Here is a 19986-nt window from a genome sequence, read left to right on the forward strand (position 1 = left end):
AGGTCGCCGTCACCACTTCAGCTGGCGAAAAGCAACCTGGCCTGACATAATCCCTGTTCAAATCAACAGGGGGTAGTGTGACGGACGATTTTGCACCAGACGGTCAACTGGCGAAAGCGATACCTGGCTTTAAGCCGCGTGAACCACAGCGACAGATGGCGGTAGCCGTCGCTGGGGCGATAGAAAAAAGCCAGCCGCTGGTGGTGGAAGCGGGAACCGGTACGGGCAAAACCTACGCTTACCTGGCCCCTGCGCTGCGGGCGAAAAAGAAAGTCATTATCTCGACCGGCTCTAAAGCATTGCAGGATCAGCTCTACAGCCGCGATTTGCCAACGGTGGCAAAGGCGTTGAAATACACGGGCAACATGGCATTGCTGAAAGGGCGCTCAAACTATCTCTGCCTCGAACGTCTCGAACAGCAGGCGCTGGCGGGTGGCGATCTGCCGGTACAAATTTTAAGCGATGTAATTCTGCTACGCTCCTGGTCCAATCAAACCGTCGATGGTGATATCAGCACCTGTGTCAGTGTCGCGGAAGATTCGCAGGCATGGCCGTTGGTCACCAGCACCAACGATAACTGCCTCGGCAGCGACTGCCCGATGTATAAAGATTGCTTTGTGGTCAAAGCACGCAAAAAAGCGATGGATGCCGATGTGGTGGTGGTGAACCATCATCTGTTTCTGGCGGATATGGTGGTGAAAGAGAGTGGTTTTGGCGAACTGATCCCGGAAGCAGACGTCATGATCTTCGACGAAGCCCACCAGTTGCCGGACATTGCCAGCCAGTACTTTGGTCAGTCACTCTCCAGTCGACAACTGCTCGATCTGGCAAAAGACATCACCATCGCCTATCGCACCGAATTAAAAGACACTCAACAGTTGCAAAAGTGCGCCGACCGCCTTGCCCAGAGCGCGCAGGATTTTCGTCTGCAACTCGGTGAGCCGGGTTATCGCGGCAATCTGCGCGAACTGTTAGCTAATCCGCAAATTCAGCGAGCGTTTTTACTGCTCGATGACACCCTTGAACTCTGTTACGACGTGGCGAAATTGTCGCTGGGGCGTTCCGCGTTGCTGGATGCGGCATTTGAGCGCGCCACGTTATATCGTACACGGCTGAAACGGCTAAAAGAGATCAACCAGCCGGGCTACAGTTACTGGTACGAATGTACTTCGCGCCATTTTACATTGGCGCTTACGCCTTTAAGCGTGGCGGATAAATTCAAAGAATTAATGGAGCAAAAGCCCGGTAGCTGGATCTTTACCTCGGCAACATTGTCGGTGAATGACGATCTGCATCATTTCACCTCTCGGCTTGGGATAGAACAGGCCGAGTCGTTGCTGTTACCCAGCCCGTTTGATTACAGCCGCCAGGCGTTACTCTGTGTGCCGCGTAACCTGCCGCAAACCAATCAACCGGGTTCCGCACGGCAACTGGCGGCAATGCTGCGACCGATCATCGAAGCCAACAATGGTCGTTGTTTTATGCTTTGTACCTCGCACGCCATGATGCGCGATCTGGCTGAGCAATTCCGCGCCACCATGACGCTTCCTGTGTTGTTACAGGGCGAAACCAGCAAAGGACAACTGTTGCAGCAGTTTGTCAGTGCCGGTAACGCGCTTCTTGTGGCGACCAGCAGTTTCTGGGAAGGGGTGGACGTGCGCGGCGATACGCTGTCGCTGGTGATTATCGACAAGTTGCCGTTTACCTCGCCGGATGACCCGCTGTTAAAAGCGCGCATGGAAGATTGTCGTTTGCGCGGTGGCGACCCGTTCGATGAAGTGCAACTGCCGGATGCGGTCATTACTCTCAAGCAGGGCGTAGGGCGACTGATTCGCGACGCCGACGATCGCGGCGTGCTGGTGATTTGTGACAATCGACTGGTGATGCGCCCTTACGGTGCGACGTTCCTCGCCAGCCTGCCGCCCGCGCCGCGTACCCGTGACATTGCCCGTGCGGTTCGCTTCCTTGCGATACCATCCTCCAGGTAATTTGTTATTGAGTATGGTATGATGCGCGCCTTTTTATTGATCTAAGCACGAAGACCCATGCGAATTCTGGCTATCGATACCGCGACAGAGGCCTGCTCTGTCGCCCTGTGGAACGACGGTACTGTCAACGCTCATTTTGAGCTTTGCCCTCGTGAACATACTCAACGAATCTTACCGATGGTGCAGGATATCCTGACCACCAGCGGAACCTCCCTGACTGACATTAATGCTCTGGCTTACGGACGTGGCCCCGGTAGCTTTACCGGCGTGCGTATTGGTATTGGCATTGCGCAAGGGCTGGCGCTTGGCGCGGAGCTGCCGATGATTGGCGTCTCCACGCTAATGACGATGGCGCAAGGGGCGTGGCGCAAAAACGGCGCAACCCGCGTGCTGGCAGCCATTGACGCGCGGATGGGCGAAGTTTACTGGGCTGAATATCAGCGTGATGAAAACGGTATCTGGCACGGTGAAGAAACCGAAGCCGTACTCAAACCAGAACTCGTTCATGAGCGGATGCAGCAGCTTTCCGGTGACTGGGTGACGGTGGGGACGGGCTGGCAAGCCTGGCCGGATCTTGGCAAAGAGAGCGGGCTGGTTCTGCGCGATGGTGAAGTGTTACTGCCCGCCGCAGAAGATATGCTGCCGATTGCCTGTCTGATGTTTGCCGAGGGTAAAACGGTGGCGGTGGAACATGCCGAGCCGGTTTATTTACGTAACAACGTCGCGTGGAAGAAACTTCCGGGCAAAGAATGAATCTTAAGAGTATGCCCTGAGAAAAAAAGGAGTCGCATCATGGCGGTTCAAAAGAATGTTATCAAAGGCATACTGGCAGGTACGTTTGCGCTAATGCTGAGCGGTTGTGTCACTGTGCCGGACGCCATTAAAGGCAGCAGTCCCACGCCGCAACAAGATTTAGTTCGGGTGATGAGCGCGCCGCAACTGTACGTTGGTCAGGAAGCGCGCTTTGGTGGCAAAGTGGTTGCGGTACAAAACCAGCAGGGGAAAACCCGTCTGGAAATTGCCACCGTACCGCTCGATAGCGGAGCCAGGCCGACGCTGGGAGAGCCTTCTCGCGGGCGCATTTATGCAGATGTGAATGGTTTTCTTGATCCGGTCGATTTCCGTGGACAACTGGTCACGGTAGTTGGGCCAATCACCGGTGCGGTTGACGGCAAAATCGGCAACACGCCCTATAAATTTATGGTGATGCAGGTAACGGGTTATAAACGTTGGCATTTAACCCAGCAGGTGATTATGCCGCCTCAGCCGATTGAACCGTGGTTTTATGGCGGTCGAGGCTGGCCCTATGGTTACGGCGGATGGGGCTGGTATAATCCTGGCCCCGCGAGAGTACAAACAGTTGTAACTGAATAATTGCTTGTTTTTAAAGAAAAAGAAACAGCGGCTGGTCCGCTGTTTCTGCATTCTTACGGTAAATATAAAAATAAATAGTGACGCGCTTCGCAACCTTTTCGTTGGGGAATTATCAAGCTGGTATGATGAGTTAATATTATGTTAACAACATGTATGTCACTTGGGGTTGCGATGACGACGAACACGCATTTTAGAGGTGAAGAATTGAAGAAGGTTTGGCTTAACCGTTATCCCGCCGATGTTCCGACGGAGATCAACCCTGACCGTTATCAATCTCTGGTGGATATGTTTGAGCAGTCGGTCGCGCGCTACGCCGATCAGCCAGCGTTTGTGAATATGGGGGAGGTGATGACCTTCCGCAAGCTGGAAGAGCGCAGTCGCGCGTTTGCCGCTTATTTGCAACAAGGGTTGGGGCTGAAGAAAGGCGATCGCGTTGCGTTGATGATGCCTAACTTATTGCAATATCCGGTGGCGCTGTTTGGTATTTTGCGTGCCGGGATGATCGTCGTAAACGTTAACCCGTTGTATACCCCACGCGAACTTGAGCATCAGCTCAACGACAGCGGCGCATCGGCGATTGTCATCGTGTCTAACTTTGCCCATACCCTGGAAAAAGTGGTCGATAAAACCGCCGTCCAGCACGTTATTCTGACCCGTATGGGCGATCAGCTTTCCACGGCAAAAGGCACGGTAGTTAACTTCGTTGTTAAATACATCAAACGTCTGGTGCCGAAATACCATCTGCCAGATGCTATTTCATTTCGTAGCGCCCTGCATAACGGCTACCGGATGCAGTACGTCAAACCTGAACTGGTGCCGGAAGATTTAGCCTTCCTGCAATACACCGGCGGCACCACTGGTGTGGCGAAAGGCGCGATGCTGACTCACCGCAATATGCTGGCGAATCTGGAACAGGTTAACGCGACCTATGGGCCGCTACTGCATCCGGGTAAAGAGCTGGTGGTGACGGCGCTGCCGCTGTATCACATCTTTGCACTAACCATTAACTGCCTGCTGTTTATTGAGCTGGGCGGGCAGAACTTATTAATAACCAACCCACGCGATATTCCGGGGCTGGTGAAAGAGTTAGCGAAATATCCGTTTACCGCTATCACCGGCGTTAACACCTTGTTCAACGCGTTGCTGAACAATAAAGAGTTCCAGCAACTGGATTTCTCCAGTTTGCATTTGTCCGCAGGTGGCGGGATGCCCGTTCAGCAAGTGGTAGCAGAACGTTGGGTGAAACTGACCGGACAATATCTGCTGGAAGGTTATGGCTTAACCGAGTGTGCGCCACTGGTGAGCGTTAACCCGTATGATATTGATTATCACAGCGGTAGCATTGGATTACCGGTGCCATCGACGGAAGCCAAACTGGTGGATGATGATGATAACGAAGTACCACCGGGGCAACCAGGCGAACTTTGTGTCAGAGGTCCACAGGTGATGCTGGGCTACTGGCTGCGCCCGGATGCCACCGATGAAATCATCAAAAATGGTTGGTTACACACTGGCGATATCGCAGTGATGGATGAAGAAGGATTCCTGCGCATTGTCGATCGTAAAAAAGACATGATTCTGGTTTCCGGCTTTAACGTCTATCCCAACGAGATTGAAGATGTGGTCATGCAGCACCCAGGCGTACAGGAAGTGGCGGCTGTTGGCGTACCTTCTGGCTCCAGTGGTGAAGCGGTGAAAATCTTTGTGGTGAAAAAAGATGCGTCGCTCACTGAAGAGTCACTGGTGACCTTTTGCCGCCGTCAGCTCACAGGCTACAAAGTACCGAAGCTGGTGGAGTTTCGTGATGAGTTACCGAAATCTAACGTCGGAAAAATTTTGCGACGAGAATTACGTGACGAAGCGCGCGGCAAAGTGGACAATAAAGCCTGAGCGTTAAGTCAGTCGTCAGACGCCGGTTAATCCGGCGTTTTTTTTGACGCCCACTAAAGAGAATACAATTTGAATTACCAAATGATTACCACGGACGATGCGCTGGCTTCTTTGTGTGAAGCCGTCCGTGCCTTTCCGGCGATAGCCCTGGATACTGAATTTGTACGTACGCGCACCTATTATCCGCAACTGGGGTTGATTCAACTTTTTGATGGCGAGCATCTGGCGCTAATCGATCCACTCGGGATCACCGACTGGTCACCGCTGAAAGCGATCCTGCGCGATCCTTCCATCACCAAATTTCTCCATGCGGGCAGTGAAGATCTGGAAGTGTTCCTCAATGTCTTTGGTGAATTACCACAACCCCTGATTGACACGCAAATCCTCGCCGCATTCTGCGGACGCCCGATGTCATGGGGGTTTGCCTCCATGGTAGAAGAGTATTCCGGCGTTACGCTGGACAAGAGTGAATCGCGCACCGACTGGCTCGCCAGACCGCTAACCGAACGTCAGTGCGAATACGCGGCGGCGGATGTCTGGTATCTGTTACCGATCACCGCAAAACTGATGGTTGAAACCGAAGCCTCTGGCTGGCTACCTGCGGCGCTGGATGAATGTCGCCTGATGCAAATGCGTCGTCAGGAGGTCGTTGCGCCGGAAGATGCTTGGCGTGATATCACCAATGCCTGGCAGCTACGTACACGTCAGTTGGCCTGTTTGCAACTGTTAGCCGACTGGCGACTGCGCAAGGCGCGGGAGCGCGATCTGGCGGTGAACTTTGTCGTGCGTGAAGAACATTTGTGGTCGGTAGCGCGTTATATGCCAGGGAGTCTGGGCGAACTGGACAGTCTGGGCTTATCCGGTAGTGAAATTCGCTTCCACGGTAAAACGCTGCTGGCGCTGGTAGAGAAAGCGCAGGCATTGCCGGAAGAGGCCTTACCGCAGCCAATGCTTAACCTGATGGATATGCCCGGTTATCGCAAAGCGTTTAAAGCGATTAAGTCGCTGATTACTGACGTGAGCGAAACGCACAAGATCAGCGTCGAATTGCTGGCATCGCGTCGGCAAATCAACCAACTGCTGAACTGGCACTGGAAATTAAAACCGCAGAACAATTTGCCTGAGCTGATTTCCGGCTGGCGTGGTGAGTTGATGGCGGAAGCATTACATAATTTATTGCAGGAATATCCGCAGTAAAACGTTCGTAAGCCGGACAAGGCGCAACCAGCGCCGCATCCGGCTTCGGATAAACTACAAATCCAACACCAGTCGTTTACCCTTCGCGCGCGAACAACAGATCAACATACTCTGCTGGCTGGCGCGCTCTTCATCGCTAAAATACTGGTCCCGATGATCGGCTTCACCTTCCAGAATTGCTGTTTCACAGGTTCCGCATACCCCTTCACGACATAAACATTCCACTTTTGCCGCTTTGTTATTTTCAATGACCTGCAAAATGGTCATCTCTTCTGGTACTACAAACTCTTTCCCGGAACGGGCGAGTACCAGCGTAAAGGCATCGCCGGTTTTGTCTTCAATAGCAAATTGTTCAAAGTGTAGCGTGTCGGAGGCGATACCCAGACGCGCTGCTTCACTTCTCACCGCGTCATTCAGAGCCTCGGGGCCACAGGTATAAATGTGTGTGCCTGGGGCGACATCCGCCAATAATCGCACTAATTCGAGTCGCGTTCCGATCGATGAGTGATGAAAATGAATCTTATCAGTCTGCGGATGTTGGTTTAATTCATCACGAAACGCGCAACTTTCTGGACTCCGCGAACAATAATGTAACTGCCAGTCGACGTCCGTGTGTTGCAACTCTGCCAGATGCGACAGGAAAGGGGTGATACCAATGCCGCCCGCGATAAACAGATGCTTTCGAGCCGAGGGAACCAGAGCAAACAGGTTATTGGGTGTCGAGATGGTCAATCGATCGCCCGCTTTTACCTGCTGATGCAAAAAGCGCGAACCGCCGCGCGAGTTTTCTTCCAGCCGAACGGCAATCTGATAACAAGAGGTGTCGAGCGGTGAACTTAGTAGTGAATAAGCATTGCTGTACTGGTTATCACCATCGCTCATCTGCACAATGATGTGACTTCCGCCGGTGAACGCAGGTAGCGGTTTGCCATCGGTTGTCACCAGCGTGAAGCATTTCACCTGTTCGGTAAGCGGTTCAACCTGGCTCACCTGTACTTCAAACATTTGATAGTCTGACATTGCTGTACTCCATCAAAAATCAGCCCGGCGGCGGAAAATACCGCCGCCGATGTCATTAGTCCTTAAACACCTGCGCCAGCAGATTATGGAAATGGGCGATACCGTGTTCGGAAATTCCGCTACCGCTACTGTCGGCCATGATGCGCCCCTGACCACGATAGCCACGCGATTTCAGCCCTTTCTGCACGCTTTCAACCAGCCGTAAATCTTCCGGGCGGAACACATCGCGATACCACTCAATCAGCGATTTTTGCTCGTCGGTTAGCTCTTCATTGGTGAAGTAGATATCGTAGTTTTGTAGGGTAGTTTCAGAATCCACCGGGAATTCATAAATGACTGTCATCATCCCTTTGATTGGCGTCACGTTCAGCATAGTGCACGGCCACAGCCAGAAACCGTGGAACGCAGCGTCTGTACCTTCTTCAAATTTAAAAGACTGCTCGGACGGTTTGGCGAAACCGTATTGCAGCGTCCAGTTGCCGTGCATGGTGTGCCAGTAACGATCAACCTGAACAGAGTCTGAGAAACCTGGATGCGCCGGACCACAGTGATAGCATTCGAGATAGTTATCGACAATGTTCTTCCAGTTAGCAGGTGTGCGGGTAGTAAAACGAGCCGCCAGTTTCAGGTCGTGGACTTCCGGGCAGGCTTCCAGCACTTTTGCCGCCAGGCCTGGTAGCTGATCTTCTACGCTGGTGGCGTTGGGATCCATGTTAATGAAGACGAATCCGGCATATTCTTCCAGACGCACCGGAACCAGTTGCGCTTTGTCGCTATCGAAATTGGCGACGTTTTCACAGTTACGCGCATGGGCCAGGTTGCCATCGAGTTTGAATGCCCAGGCGTGATACGGGCAGGTAATCACATTTTTCGCTTTCCCTTCACCGCTCAATAACTGATGACCACGGTGCGGGCAAACGTTATAGAACGCGCGCAAAACCTTATCACGACCGCGTACCAGCACGATGCTTTCGCCAATGATCTCACGCGTTACGTAATCATTGGCTTTCGCCAGTTCGCTACTGTGAGCGACGCAAATCCAGCTTTTGGCAAAGACGTTCTCTTTTTCGTGTTCAAAGGCGTTCTGATTGGTATAAAAACGGGCAGGAATGGTCCACGCCTCTTGCGGGTTAGCGCAAAAATTTCCGGGTAGTACAAAGTCAGGGCTCAGATTGCTCATAGGGATACCTTTATCGTTAGGATGATGGCGCTCAGTTGTCGCCTTTGAATACGGTTCCCGCAGGGAGCACTGGCGTTTTTTCCGGGGCTTCAACCGGTGTCTGCGGGAGATAATGTTCAATTTGATGAGCCGGAATATCGGCGTAATCCTGTTTCAGCCAGCGAATAAATCCGCCCACTTTCACCAGTAAAATGGCGAGGAAGGGAAGGGCAGTGAGCACGACGGTAGTTTTCATGGTTTCCAGCGATGCGCCGGTGAACAGAATTGAAAGCGGGATCAGGGTGATTACCACGCACCAGAACAGACGCAGGCCACGGTCTGGATCATCACCTTCCTGAAGATTCCGCGTGCTGGTCGCTGCCATGGTGTAGGCCACAGCATCCATATGCGAGGCGAGGAAAATAATCATCACGCCCAGATAAGCGGCGAGGAACAATTTACCGGCTGGCAACGACATCAGAACTTGTTGAACGGCTGTTTCACCGCCCAACGTTTCCAGCACCTGCGGAACGTTGATTATCCCTTTGATAAACTGATGAATAGCAAAACTTTCCATCACGCCGAAGAAGAACCAGCAGCCGACGGTGCTACCGAGGATCAGCCCCCAGATAACTTCTTTGATCTTACGACCACGTGATACGCGGGTGACGAACATTGCCACGCCGGGGGTGTAAGAGATCCACCAGAGCCAGTAGAAAACGGTTCAGTTGCGGGTAAATGAGCCATCGCCAAGCGGATCGGTGAATAAGCTCATCTGTAAGAAGTTTTGTGTGGTCAGGCCGATGGCATTGATGATGCTGTTAGTAATAAATTCGGTTGGACCGACAATCAAAACCAGCAATGGCAGCAGGAACGCGCCCCAGCCGACCATTTTGCTCAGACGTTGTAAACCGTTGTTGATACCTATCCACGAACTAAGGCAAAAAATGCCGCCGGAAAGCAGGATCACAAATGCCTGCACGGTGAAGTTATCCGGCAAACCGGTCAGCGCGGAAAGCCCACGGGTAAAGGTTGCCGCCGTCACCACCAGAGAAATGGTCAGCGCGCCGACAGTGGCGATCAGAAACATCAAATCGACCAGTTTTCCCCATGGGCCTTGCGGGCGAACACCGGTAATGGCAGCAATAATGCCGGAAAGACTCAGACCTTTATTTTTCCGCACATGAAAGTGGTAAGCCATGATTAATGAGGCCAGCGTATAAGTTGCCCAGGCGCTGATGCCCCAGTGGAAAAAGGAGTAGGGAACGCTAAATTCCAGTGCCTGCTGTGAACGCGGCACGATATTTAAACCAGGCGTTTGATAATAATAGGCCCACTCCGCTACGCCCCAATAAAGCGTGGAGGAACCTAATCCGGCACAAATAAACATAAACAGCCAGGAGAGCGTACTGTATTCCGGCTTACCTTCGCCAAGACGAATATTGCCATATTTGCTGGTGGCTAAATAAATTACCAGCCCCATTGCCAGCAAAACTAATACCTGTACGGCGGAACCCAGCGTGCGGGTAACTAAACTGTATATTGCGTTGGCCGCGTCGGCCGACTGTTGCGGAAAAAGGCTTAATGTGGCTGCGATGAAAAGAATGGCCACCAGGCTGATGCTAATCAGTGGCAAATCTTTTTTCTTAACATTGCTCATCATGAGTCATCTCCTGGGCATAAAAGCCCGTCGCTGGCTTTTGCCAGTTGTAATTATTTGCAGGGTAATGAACTTTTTGTTGTGTTTAACAAATTGATTATTTGCATGTTACATAAATTAAACAATTAAGAATACGGAAAGCCATAAAACACGAAACGGAAACAATAAAAGGTGAAATGACGCAGGTTATTTACTGTAAAGAACGAATAAAAAAACCGCGTCAGTGACGCGGTTCAAATAAACTGGTTCGACCTTAACGCAAAATAATTTTGCAAATCGCGTCGGCAACCTGTGGCGTGGTGGCATTACCTTTCATATCGGGTGTTTTCGGCCCGTGAGCAATCACTTCTTCAATCGCTGCCAGAATGCCGTTGTGCGCTTGCTGGAAACGCTCATCGCCATTGCCAAGGAAATCCAGCATCATTGCCCCGGCCCAAATCGTCGCGATAGGGTTGGCAATATTTTTACCGTAGATATCCGGCGCAGAGCCGTGGACTGGCTCGAAGAGCGACGGGAAAGTGCGTTCCGGATTCAGGTTAGCGGATGGGGCAATGCCGATGGTGCCGGTGCAGGCCGGGCCAAGATCGGAAAGAATATCGCCAAATAAATTAGACGCTACCACCACATCAAAGCGTTCCGGTTGCATCACAAAGCGCGCACAGAGAATATCAATATGCTGCTTGTCCCAGCGGATTTCCGGGTAATTTTCTGCCATTGCTTCTACTCGCTCATCCCAGTACGGCATACTAATGGCTAAACCGTTAGATTTCGTGGCAGAAGTCAGGGTTTTGCGCGGGCGGCTTTGTGCCAGCTCAAAAGCATATTGCAAAATGCGATCGACGCCACGGCGGGTAAATACCGATTCCTGAATGACAACTTCATGTTCTGTTCCCTCGTTCAGTCGACCGCCCAGAGACGAGTATTCGCCTTCCGTATTTTCGCGCACCACGTAAAAATCGATGTCGCCGGGTTTTTTACCCGCCAGCGGACAGGGAACGCCGGGAAAGAGGCGTACCGGGCGCAGGTTGACGTACTGATCAAACTCGCGGCGAAATTTCAGCAGCGATCCCCATAACGAAATATGGTCCGGAACGGTATCCGGCCAGCCGACGGCACCAAAGTAGATAGCGTCGAAACCGCTGAGTTGTTCATGCCAGTCGTCCGGCATCATTTTGCCGTGATGGCTGTAATACTCGCAGCTTGCCCACTCCATCTGCTCAAAACTTAAGGCAAAGCCCCAGCGTTCAGCAGCAGCCTGTAACACACGAATCCCTTCAGGAAGGACTTCTTTGCCAATCCCGTCTCCAGGGATCGCAGCAATACGCATCGTTTTCATCATTAGGTTCTCACTTCCTGATCAGCAAAATTGACAACTCCACCATCCTATAATTGACTGATCAGGAATTAATCCCCGCAACTGGTGAAACATAAAACACGAATCATGAATAATTTACCGCTGCTGAACGATTTGCGCGTCTTTATGCTGGTGGCTCGTCGGGCTGGTTTTGCCGCCGTGGCGGAAGAATTAGGCGTTTCACCGGCCTTCGTCAGCAAGCGCATCGCCTTGCTGGAGCAAACTCTGAACGTGGTGCTATTACACCGCACCACCCGTCGCGTCACCATTACCGAGGAAGGTGAGCGGATTTATGAATGGGCGCAGCGGATTTTGCAGGATGTCGGGCAGATGATGGATGAGCTTTCCGACGTGCGCCAGGTGCCGCAGGGAATGCTGCGTATTATCAGCTGTTTTGGTTTTGGACGGCAGGTGGTAGCTCCGGCACTGTCAGCACTGGCGAAGGCGTATCCGCAACTGGAGTTACGTTTTGATGTGGAAGACCGGTTGGTCGATTTGGTCAATGAAGGGGTCGATCTGGATATTCGTATTGGCGACGACATTGCACCTAACTTAATTGCCCGTAAACTGGCGACCAATTACCGTATTCTCTGCGCGTCGCCGGAGTTTATTGCGCGATATGGTGCACCGAAACATTTAACGGATCTTTCTGCATTACCCTGCCTGGTCATAAAAGAGCGCGATCATCCGTTTGGTGTCTGGCAATTGCGCAATAAAGAGGGTCACCATGCCATTAAAGTCACCGGACCGATGTCGTCTAATCATGGTGAAATTGTCCATCAGTGGTGTCTCGATGGACAAGGGATTGCGCTGCGCTCCTGGTGGGACGTTAGTGAAAATATTGCCAGTGGACATCTGGTACAGGTTTTACCTGAATATTATCAGCCAGCAAATGTCTGGGCTGTTTATGTCTCAAGGTTGGCGACATCCGCAAAAGTAAGGATTACGGTAGAGTTTTTGCGCCAGTATTTTGCAAATCATTACCCGAATTTTTCACTGGAATGAGCGCCATTTTTTACTCTATTCTCAGGTTATTGTCAGGTTAAAACCTGATTTTCTCCTTTCTAAGCCGTTGCGGATTGGTTAGCATATTCACCTTTAATCGCGCATGATCCAAAGAGAATTAAAGAGGTTAACGTGTTCGCAGAATATGGGGTTCTGAATTACTGGACCTATCTGGTTGGGGCCATTTTTATCGTGCTGGTGCCAGGGCCGAATACCCTGTTTGTGCTTAAAAATAGCGTTAGCAGTGGAGTGAAAGGCGGTTATCTTGCGGCCTGTGGTGTATTTATTGGCGATGCAGTATTGATGTTTCTGGCGTGGGCCGGTGTAGCAACCTTAATTAAGACCACACCGATATTATTCAATATTGTACGTTATCTTGGCGCGTTTTATTTGCTCTATCTGGGGAGTAAAATTCTTTACGCTACCCTGAAGGGTAAAAATAGCGAGGCTAAATCAGATGAACCTCAATATGGCGCTATTTTCAAGCGTGCGTTAATTTTGAGTCTGACCAATCCGAAAGCCATTTTGTTCTATGTGTCGTTTTTCGTACAGTTTATCGATGTTAATGCGCCACATACGGGGATTTCATTCTTTATTCTGGCGACAACTCTGGAACTGGTAAGCTTCTGTTATTTGAGCTTCCTGATTATTTCTGGTGCTTTTGTCACGCAGTACATTCGTACCAAAAAGAAACTGGCTAAAGTGGGCAACTCGCTGATTGGCCTGATGTTTGTGGGTTTTGCCGCACGACTGGCGACGCTGCAGTCCTGATGCTTTCAGCCCGCGATGCTGCGGGCTTCCCTCCTGAAATACATCTATATTTCGCCTGGATGACGTTAAAAAGTAACCAATAAATGGTATTTAAAATGCAAATTATCAGGCGTACCCTGAAACGGCTGGAATAAATGGTTTTCAGCATATTTACCGAAGGAGGGAAAAGGATGCTGCAAATCCCACAAAATTACATTCATACGCGCTCAACACCTTTCTGGAATAAACAAACTGCGCCTGCCGGAATATTCGAACGTCATCTTGATAAAGGAACGCGTCCGGGTGTTTATCCACGCCTGTCCGTTATGCATGGGGCGGTCAAATATCTCGGCTACGCCGATGAACACAGCGCAGAACCTGATCAGGTGATCCTCATCGAAGCAGGTCAATTCGCAGTGTTCCCGCCGGAAAAGTGGCACAATATTGAAGCCATGACTGACGATACTTATTTCAACATCGACTTCTTCGTTGCTCCTGAAGTCCTGATGGAAGGTGCAAAACAACGGAAAGTCATTCATAGCGGGAAATGAATTATGGGCAAAGCAACGTATACCGTAACCGTCACCAATAACAGTAATGGCGTTTCTGTCGATTACGAAACAGAGACGCCGATGACATTACTGGTGCCAGAAGTGGCGGCCGAAGTGATAAAAGATCTCGTCAATACCGTGCGTTCTTATGACACGGAAAATGAACATGATGTGTGTGGTTGGTAATTATTGCTAATGTAGATGGCGCTAATTCTGCGCCATCGTAAAAAAAATGCTCTGTGACTCATATCACAATTCTTGCCTCTCTTATGTTGTGCTATGCTTTTTATCAGCGACTAACCCGCTAATGCAAAACAGATAAGTGAGGAAACAATGGGCATTCTGTCATGGATTATTTTTGGACTTATTGCCGGTATTCTGGCGAAGTGGATCATGCCTGGTAAAGATGGTGGTGGATTCTTTATGACCATCCTGCTGGGAATTATCGGTGCCGTAGTTGGTGGATGGATCAGTACACTGTTTGGTTTTGGCAAAGTCGATGGCTTCAACTTTGGTAGTTTTGTGGTTGCCGTGATTGGTGCGCTGGTCGTGCTGTTTATCTACAGAAAAGTCAAAAGTTAATACTGAAAAGCACAAAGGCTGCCTACAGGCAGCCTTTGCTATTTTTTCGACGCGGTATTACCACCATCCCAGCTCGGTGCCAAGAACGACAATAATCGCCACGCCCATCATAATAATCGTTGTTTTTTTCATCTTTATGCCCCTGGGGCCGCATAGCCACCAATAAAAAACCACGCTAAAAATACGACTGCCGTAATAAAGATCACGACGGGAAAAACAATACCGATTCGCATGTTACCACCAAAGAAAAGGATGTGAATACGCCTCAGGAGTGCCTGTCTGAATGCGCGACAAAAGGGGTTTTCAGTTTGTGTTTTTTCTCCTGATACATCGCGATATCGGCAGCATGTAGAGCACTGTCGGCATCGGTGGTTTCAGGATCCACTTCTACTACGCCAAGACTGGCGCCAGGATAAAACAGGTCAATATCACCCAGGTGATATTCTCCACGTATTTGCTGTTGGATACGCTCACGCAGTGACTGGATATCGGCATTTTCATTAGCCAGGGCAACGACCAAAAATTCATCGCCGCCGAGACGACCAATAATCTCGCCATTCTGATGTAGCCTGGTGAGGCGCTCGCCAACCTGAATAAGAAACAGATCGCCGCTATTGTGACCAAATCGGTCGTTGATTAATTTGAAGTTATCCAGGTCGATAAAAGCAATAATTGCCTTACGCTTCAGATGCCGAGCGAGGGAAAACAGCGTCGTCAGATTATCAAAAATCGCCCGCCGATTCGGTAGGCCGGTCAAAGAGTCGGTGTAAGATTGCGCAATCAGAGCGGCATTGGCTTCACGTAATTGCTCAACCAGCGCCTCTTTTTGAATATATTGTGCAATCAGTCCGGCGAATAGCTGCAAAACCTGCTCTGCGCGTTCACTCCACGGGCGCTTTTCACTGCTGGCGGCGCAAAGCGTGCCATAGAATGATCCATCCGGTAAGTGAATTGGTGTGCTCAGGAATGTGGTAATACCAAGATTGCGTGCCGCAATGCAGTCACCCCAACGGCCTGGAACTTCATCGCTGAAAAAACAGTTTTCATCAATGGCGCGTTTGCACAACGAGTAATCCCACGAGACGGTAAAATTCTCCGGGATGTGCATTTTCTGGCTGTTACGGGCAAACAGGATATGTTGCAGTCGCGCGTCAATATCCACCTTTGTCAAATAGGTCGATTCCATGTCGGTGACCATTTCCAGCATCTCCAGAAGTTGCCGAACCAGACTTTCCAGAGAATGTTCTGAGGCGAGTGACTGCGAGACGCGGGCAATAATCTGATCTGACACGAAAGAACTCCAGGATACGGCGGGTAAAATGCTGATTATTTAATCTTTGTAGGCATGATAAAACATCATCAAAGAAGATGAAACTAGCCGTAATATATTTTAAGTGAATGTAAAGGAAATAGTGCTGCAAAACAAAACGATACCGCGATACTCTAAGGCGTAGATAAACGTATGAGATCAACGAATGAAAATTATCAGTTTTACTCTGCCTTGCCTGTTAATTCTTGCGGGATGTTCAACCACTTCTCAACCCGACGCACCAAAACCGCCGCATGTTGGGATGGCGAATCCGGCGTCGGTCTACTGCCAACAGAAAGGCGGTACGCTCATTCCCGTGCAGACATCGCAAGGGGTCAGCAACAATTGCAAATTACCGGGCGGTGAAACGATTGATGAATGGGCATTATGGCGACGGGATCATCCGGCGGGTGAAAAATAACCGCCGGATGCCAGGCTAAAATCACAAGCTTCGCAGCCAGTCGGCCAGCACCAGCGCATGGTTTTGCGTGGTATTTTTTGCCGAGTAGAGCAGGGTCAGCGGCTGTTTTTGGGCGATTTCCGCCAGCCGTTTCCCTTCTGGCTCGTGTTGCGCCAGTTCTGCAAGATATTGTTCGCGAAAGGTTTTAAAATCGATCACTTCGCCGTGAAAGGCTTTGCGCAGCTCCGTTGACGGCGTGATCTCTTTATCCCACTCATCAAGTGTTAAATCAGTTTTCTTGATACCACGCGGCCAGAGACGGTCGACCAGTACGCGATAACCATCGCTCTGTTCAGCCGGATCATAAACGCGTTTACACTGAATATTCATCGTGTTTGTTCTCCCTTTCACGCATGATTTGCCACGTCACTATAGCACCGGACATCAACGAATTTCTTTGTCTCTTCCGGCGCAAAGTCCAAAAATCGCCATCAGCAGTGAAAGAATTGCGACAACAATTAGTGGCGTGGACCAGTCACCGTTAGCATCGTGTATTTTGCCCATTAGCGGCGGCCCACAAGCTGCCAGCAGATACCCGACGGATTGTGCCATACCAGAAAGAGCAGCGGCCTGATGCGCAGAGCTTGCTCGCAGTCCGATAAACGTTAGTCCAAGTATCATTGTTGCCCCGGAACCAAAACCGAAAAGCAGAGTCCAGGTGACAGCGTGTGCTGGCATAAAGCAGAGCCCAACCGCACCCACTGCGCACATTAAGGCGACCAGAGCGGCAATACCGCGCTGATCTTTCACATGATGTAAGAAAAGTGGGATCAGCAAACCGGGAGCAGCAGTGGCTAATTGCAACAAACCATGCAGCGAACCTGCCTGTGCCTCGCTGTAGCCGTGACTGATGAGGATCGCCGGAAGCCAGCCGATAATCACGTAATAGACCAGTGAGTTGATCCCAAGAAACAATGTTACCTGCCAGGCAAGCGGCGAACGCCAGATACCCCGGGTATGTAAGGCGCGTGAGGTACTCAAATTCACATGTTGTTGATTACGCCATTGCGGCAGCCATATAAATAGAGCCAGCAGAGGAAAACACATCAGCATGAGCAACGCGCCCTGCCAGCCAAAACCGTTCAAAGCCAGCGGCACCACCAGAGCTGACCCCAGAGCCGCTGCAGCGCCCATCGTCAGGGAATATGCGCCGGTAAGTCTGGCGACGGAATGGGGAAAATCGCGTTTAATGAGACCAGGTAGCAAGACATTCCCTAATGCAATCCCACAGCCAATGATAATCGTACCGCCAAATAATAAGTAAGCCGAAGGAAGAGAGCGAATTGCTATGCCAGCACAAATCAAAAGTAATGCTGCCACCAGGCTGCGCTCTATACCAAAACGACGTGCCACCGACGCGGCAAGAGGAGATATCAGCGCAAAGGCTAATAAAGGTAAGGTCGTCAGTAACCCTGTTTGCGCCGTCGTCAGTGAGTAAGCGGAACGAATGGTATCCAGTAACGGTGCTACGCCGGTGAAGGTAACACGAAGTGTGGTGGCAATCATTAGAACGCCGGCTATCAGGACAATCCTGTTTTTGCCGCTTAATGAAGTTGAACGGATCATATTTATCTCATTGTTACAAGCGAGGCTCTACCTTACTGTTTTTATTGTTATGTTGAATCAAGCTAAAATGACAAATTATCGCTAAATTCGGACAAAATGATGCACAGGTTAAATCTCAATGGTTATGAACCCGATCTTCACCATGAAACGGCGGTCGCATTTTGTATTCATGCCGGAAAGGATGAATTGACCAGTCCTGTACATCAGCACCGCAAAGGGCAGCTGATACTGGCTCTGCGTGGAGCCATTACCTGTACGGTGGAAAATGCGCTGTGGATGGTGCCGCCACAATATGCAGTATGGATTCCAGGCGGTGTGGAGCATAGTAATCAGGTAACAGCGAATGCCGAGCTTTGTTTTTTATTTATTGAATCCAGTGCGGTGATAATGCCGGGCAAATGTTGCACGCTGAAAATTGCGCCTTTATGTCGTGAATTAATTTTAACGCTGGCAAAAAGAACAGCAGCTCAACGTGCTGAACCAATGACGCGCAGATTAATTCAGGTGCTGTTTGATGAACTCCCTCAGCAACCGCAACAACAGTTGCAGTTACCCGTTTCTTCGCACCCCAAAATCCGCGTGATGGTGGATACAATGGCAAAAGAGCCCGTCGAATGGGGGACATTGGGGCAATGGGCAAATTTTTTTGCGATGAGTGAACGCAATCTTGCCAGGCTGATAGTTAAAGAGACGGGGTTGAGCTTTCGTCAGTGGCGTCATCAGTTGCAGCTCATTCTGGCACTTCAGAGGTTAGTGAACGGCGATAGTGTACAGAAAGTGGCGCATATGCTGGGGTATGATTCAACAACGGCTTTTATTACCATGTTTAAGAAAGGCCTGGGGCAAACGCCAGGCCGGTATATTGCGGGATTAACTACTGTTTCCCGATGATCAGAGAGACCAGACCTGCGGCAATAAGCGGACCGACCGGCACACCGCGAAACAGCGCCACGCCTAAAATCGTGCCCACCAGCAGCCCGGCAACCAGTTGCGGCTGACTGCCCATCAAGGTCACGCCGCGTCCGCCAAGCCAGGAGACAATCACTCCCACGGCAATTGCCACCAGCGATTTCCAGTTCAGAAACGAGTGAATAAGTGTCGATGGCGGCAGTGTCCCGCTGGCTACAGGAGCCATTACGCCGATAGTAAGAATGATTATCCCGATACTCAGTCCTTGTTTTTCGATCCACGGGAAAAAGGTGCTTAACGGTGTGACGCGGACAATGATTAACACCAGAATTGAAACGGCGACAGTGGTGTTGTGGCTGATAAAGCCCAGCGCAGCTAACCCGAGCAGGATCAGCAAAGTGACATCAAACATCGTGGTTTCCTTGCCAAAAAATAATAAGCCTGCCTACTTTACGCCTGCTGATGAGAGGAAGCAGAGAACAATTACGTGTTATGCATAAAAAATCAGGCAAATTGTCATCAAATTGCCATTTGTGTGCGCTAACAATAACGTGAAAACAGGTATCCCCTGGGGTAAGACCATGAACGATCAAATGTTCGTTGAGACACTGATTATCACGTCATCGTTTTTTGCCATTGCGGTTGTGCTGGTGCTATCTGTTCTGCTTATTGAACGAACCAGCTAGTTACGTAGTACGACGGAATTTGACCAGTTCGGGTTGTGCAATGCGTAAATAATCTGCGGTGTTCAGAATAACGGATTTATCCAGCATACCCGCGTTGAAGGCGATCTCATCGAATCGCTCAAAGAGTAGCGGGTCGGCAACCAGTTTGAGTTTTGGGTGGAAGCTGAATGGCGGGATAGCACCGAAGACACAGCCTGTCAGTTCATCGACTTCCGCCGGGCTGGCCAGCGAAGCACGTAACCCGCCGATGTGGCTGGCGAGTTGGCTAAGGTCAGCTTGTTGATCGGCAGCGAGGATCGCCAGAACATGCTGATTTACGCCATTACCTTTGACTTTACACACCAGTGCCTTAGCACCCTGACCTAAAGCGGTGCCACGAATTTCTGACACCGCTTCGCATTTACCCACCGCTTCGTGGGTAACGATGCGAAAGTTAGCGCCTTCTTGTGATAATAAAGCGATTAACCGCTGATGCGTCACGCTTCCTTTAGCCATTTCAGTCATTTCATGCTCCTGAGATTACAAG

Annotated in this window: 23 protein-coding genes and 1 pseudogene; 13 read left to right on the top strand and 11 right to left on the bottom strand. The window is 50.5% G+C overall.

Going from position 1 to position 19986, the window contains the following annotated elements:
• Positions 1-77: 77 nt before the first annotated feature.
• The 5 genes from yoaA to rnd all read left to right on the top strand — a co-directional run bounded on the left by yoaA (position 78) and on the right by rnd (position 6449).
• Positions 78-1988: a DNA repair helicase YoaA gene (gene yoaA, locus BEG40_RS01770; RefSeq protein ID WP_000128823.1), complete on the top strand. Its 1911-nt coding sequence runs from the start codon at positions 78-80 to the stop codon at positions 1986-1988.
• A 57-nt stretch (positions 1989-2045) separates the two neighbouring features.
• On the top strand, positions 2046-2741 hold the full coding sequence (gene tsaB / locus BEG40_RS01775) for a tRNA (adenosine(37)-N6)-threonylcarbamoyltransferase complex dimerization subunit type 1 TsaB (RefSeq protein WP_001220970.1): 696 nt from the start codon (positions 2046-2048) through the stop codon (positions 2739-2741).
• A 39-nt stretch (positions 2742-2780) separates the two neighbouring features.
• Positions 2781-3362 carry a Slp family lipoprotein YeaY gene (yeaY, locus tag BEG40_RS01780; RefSeq protein WP_000290577.1) on the top strand — a complete coding sequence of 194 codons (582 nt, stop codon included), beginning with the start codon at positions 2781-2783 and terminating at the stop codon, positions 3360-3362.
• Between the two features lie 204 nt (positions 3363-3566).
• Positions 3567-5252, top strand: coding sequence for a long-chain-fatty-acid--CoA ligase FadD (gene fadD / locus BEG40_RS01785; protein WP_105284783.1), 1686 nt, complete (start codon positions 3567-3569; stop codon positions 5250-5252).
• Between the two features lie 81 nt (positions 5253-5333).
• Positions 5334-6449 (top strand): ribonuclease D, encoded by a 1116-nt coding sequence (gene rnd / locus BEG40_RS01790; RefSeq protein ID WP_123058448.1) that lies wholly within the window; start codon positions 5334-5336, stop codon positions 6447-6449.
• 54 nt (positions 6450-6503) lie between these two features.
• Here the strand turns inward: rnd and yeaX are convergent, their stop codons facing one another.
• The 4 genes and pseudogenes from yeaX to dmlA form a co-directional block, all read right to left on the bottom strand.
• Positions 6504-7469: a carnitine monooxygenase reductase subunit YeaX gene (gene yeaX, locus BEG40_RS01795; RefSeq protein WP_001286992.1), complete on the bottom strand. Its 966-nt coding sequence runs from the start codon at positions 7467-7469 to the stop codon at positions 6504-6506.
• A gap of 55 nt (positions 7470-7524) precedes the next feature.
• Positions 7525-8649: a carnitine monooxygenase, oxygenase subunit YeaW gene (gene yeaW, locus BEG40_RS01800; protein ID WP_105284785.1), complete on the bottom strand. Its 1125-nt coding sequence runs from the start codon at positions 8647-8649 to the stop codon at positions 7525-7527.
• 31 nt (positions 8650-8680) lie between these two features.
• Positions 8681-10291: pseudogene (gene yeaV, locus BEG40_RS01805) on the bottom strand (BCCT family transporter YeaV).
• A gap of 250 nt (positions 10292-10541) precedes the next feature.
• Positions 10542-11627, bottom strand: a complete 1086-nt coding sequence (dmlA, locus tag BEG40_RS01810) for a multifunctional D-malate/3-isopropylmalate/tartarate dehydrogenase (protein WP_105284786.1) — start codon at positions 11625-11627, stop codon at positions 10542-10544.
• Positions 11628-11729: 102 nt separating this feature from the next.
• Here dmlA and dmlR point away from each other — a divergent pair, with 102 nt between their 5' ends.
• From dmlR to BEG40_RS01835, 5 genes are all read left to right on the top strand, one after another.
• Complete coding sequence (dmlR, locus tag BEG40_RS01815; protein WP_105284870.1) at positions 11730-12647, top strand: DNA-binding transcriptional regulator DmlR; 918 nt, start codon at positions 11730-11732, stop codon at positions 12645-12647.
• Positions 12648-12779: 132 nt separating this feature from the next.
• Positions 12780-13418, top strand: coding sequence for a leucine efflux protein LeuE (gene leuE, locus BEG40_RS01820; protein ID WP_000457214.1), 639 nt, complete (start codon positions 12780-12782; stop codon positions 13416-13418).
• A gap of 170 nt (positions 13419-13588) precedes the next feature.
• Positions 13589-13948: a DUF1971 domain-containing protein YeaR gene (gene yeaR / locus BEG40_RS01825; protein WP_000939314.1), complete on the top strand. Its 360-nt coding sequence runs from the start codon at positions 13589-13591 to the stop codon at positions 13946-13948.
• A 3-nt stretch (positions 13949-13951) separates the two neighbouring features.
• Positions 13952-14134: a DUF1869 domain-containing protein gene (locus tag BEG40_RS01830; RefSeq protein WP_000513737.1), complete on the top strand. Its 183-nt coding sequence runs from the start codon at positions 13952-13954 to the stop codon at positions 14132-14134.
• A 147-nt stretch (positions 14135-14281) separates the two neighbouring features.
• A complete protein-coding gene (locus tag BEG40_RS01835) occupies positions 14282-14530 on the top strand; it encodes a GlsB/YeaQ/YmgE family stress response membrane protein (protein WP_000512152.1) in 249 nt (82 codons plus the stop codon).
• A gap of 57 nt (positions 14531-14587) precedes the next feature.
• On the opposite strand, the gene yoaJ is transcribed toward BEG40_RS01835, so the two are convergent.
• From yoaJ to BEG40_RS01850, 3 genes are read right to left on the bottom strand one after another with little or no spacing between them, the layout of a single operon-like run.
• Complete coding sequence (gene yoaJ / locus BEG40_RS01840) at positions 14588-14662, bottom strand: protein YoaJ (protein WP_001386836.1); 75 nt, start codon at positions 14660-14662, stop codon at positions 14588-14590.
• A gap of 2 nt (positions 14663-14664) precedes the next feature.
• Entirely contained in the window at positions 14665-14763 is a 99-nt protein-coding gene (locus BEG40_RS01845; RefSeq protein ID WP_032225340.1) for a YoaK family small membrane protein, read from the bottom strand.
• Positions 14764-14795: 32 nt separating this feature from the next.
• Complete coding sequence (locus BEG40_RS01850) at positions 14796-15821, bottom strand: sensor domain-containing diguanylate cyclase (RefSeq protein WP_105284787.1); 1026 nt, start codon at positions 15819-15821, stop codon at positions 14796-14798.
• Positions 15822-16005: 184 nt separating this feature from the next.
• On the opposite strand from BEG40_RS01850, the gene BEG40_RS01855 reads away from it, so the two are divergent.
• Entirely contained in the window at positions 16006-16260 is a 255-nt protein-coding gene (locus tag BEG40_RS01855; protein WP_000691925.1) for a putative hemolysin, read from the top strand.
• A 21-nt stretch (positions 16261-16281) separates the two neighbouring features.
• Here BEG40_RS01855 and BEG40_RS01860 read toward each other — a convergent pair whose 3' ends face one another.
• Both BEG40_RS01860 and nimT read right to left on the bottom strand, forming a co-directional pair.
• Positions 16282-16629 carry a DUF488 domain-containing protein gene (locus BEG40_RS01860; RefSeq protein WP_010354172.1) on the bottom strand — a complete coding sequence of 116 codons (348 nt, stop codon included), beginning with the start codon at positions 16627-16629 and terminating at the stop codon, positions 16282-16284.
• A gap of 54 nt (positions 16630-16683) precedes the next feature.
• Entirely contained in the window at positions 16684-17865 is a 1182-nt protein-coding gene (nimT, locus tag BEG40_RS01865; RefSeq protein WP_000621406.1) for a 2-nitroimidazole transporter, read from the bottom strand.
• Between the two features lie 96 nt (positions 17866-17961).
• On the opposite strand from nimT, the gene BEG40_RS01870 reads away from it, so the two are divergent.
• Positions 17962-18756, top strand: coding sequence for an AraC family transcriptional regulator (locus tag BEG40_RS01870; protein WP_105284788.1), 795 nt, complete (start codon positions 17962-17964; stop codon positions 18754-18756).
• Here BEG40_RS01870 and BEG40_RS01875 read toward each other — a convergent pair.
• Positions 18740-19186 (bottom strand): DUF441 domain-containing protein, encoded by a 447-nt coding sequence (locus BEG40_RS01875; RefSeq protein WP_000460713.1) that lies wholly within the window; start codon positions 19184-19186, stop codon positions 18740-18742. The two genes, BEG40_RS01870 and BEG40_RS01875, sit on opposite strands and share 17 nt — an antisense overlap.
• A 169-nt stretch (positions 19187-19355) precedes the next feature.
• Between BEG40_RS01875 and yoaI the strand changes: the two genes are divergently transcribed.
• Entirely contained in the window at positions 19356-19460 is a 105-nt protein-coding gene (gene yoaI, locus BEG40_RS01885; RefSeq protein WP_000999631.1) for a small membrane protein YoaI, read from the top strand.
• On the opposite strand, the gene yeaK is transcribed toward yoaI, so the two are convergent.
• A complete protein-coding gene (gene yeaK / locus BEG40_RS01890) occupies positions 19461-19964 on the bottom strand; it encodes a mischarged aminoacyl-tRNA deacylase (protein ID WP_000138049.1) in 504 nt (167 codons plus the stop codon).
• Positions 19965-19986 lie beyond the last annotated feature (22 nt).

Source organism: Escherichia sp. MOD1-EC5495 (genome assembly GCF_002965965.1).
Taxonomy (GTDB): domain Bacteria; phylum Pseudomonadota; class Gammaproteobacteria; order Enterobacterales; family Enterobacteriaceae; genus Escherichia; species Escherichia ruysiae.